At 76.3% G+C, this 497-nt stretch carries 1 protein-coding gene; it reads left to right on the top strand.

Going from position 1 to position 497, the window contains the following annotated elements; genetic code table 11:
• On the top strand, positions 1 to 308 hold a 308-nt coding region (locus KHA85_RS16620), incomplete at its 5' end, for a hypothetical protein (protein ID WP_213186647.1).
• Between the last annotated feature and the right edge of the window lie 189 nt (positions 309 to 497).

The raw sequence follows: 497 nt of genomic DNA, 5'->3' as shown, positions 1-497 counted from the left end.
TCGGAGCGCTGGTGATCGCGGCGGTCCTGCTGCTCTCGGGGTCGGCGAGCGCGGTGGACGTGCTGCTGTGGGCCGCGATGGCGGTTCTGCTGCTGGGCGCGGCCGCGCACCGCTGGTGGCTGGGCGGACGCAACGAGGAGCGCTCGCGGCGCATCGCCGCGGCCATCCGGCCGGAGCAGGTCGCCGCCGCGATCCGCGGCTCGTCGGGCGAGATCGACGCCGTTCGCCGCCTCCGCGTCTCCCACCCGGGCCTCGGGCTACGGCACGCGTACGACCTGTACCAGCACTACGCGCGCGAGCACCGCTGAGCGCTCAGCGCGCCTGCACCGCTCAGCAGCCCCCGGCCCCGCCGAGCGCCCCGGCGACGAGTGCGTGCGTCCGCCCGTCGACGACCATCCCGCCGTGCGAGTTCGGCCCGCCACCGCACGCGTCTTCGGTGACCACCCATCGCACGCCCGGGCCGGGTACGAAGCTGCGCTCGGGCGGCAGCAGGTGGT

The organism is Dietzia massiliensis (assembly GCF_018390595.1).
GTDB classification, from domain to species: domain Bacteria; phylum Actinomycetota; class Actinomycetes; order Mycobacteriales; family Mycobacteriaceae; genus Dietzia; species Dietzia massiliensis.
This window is presented reverse-complemented; position numbering and strand designations above follow the sequence as displayed.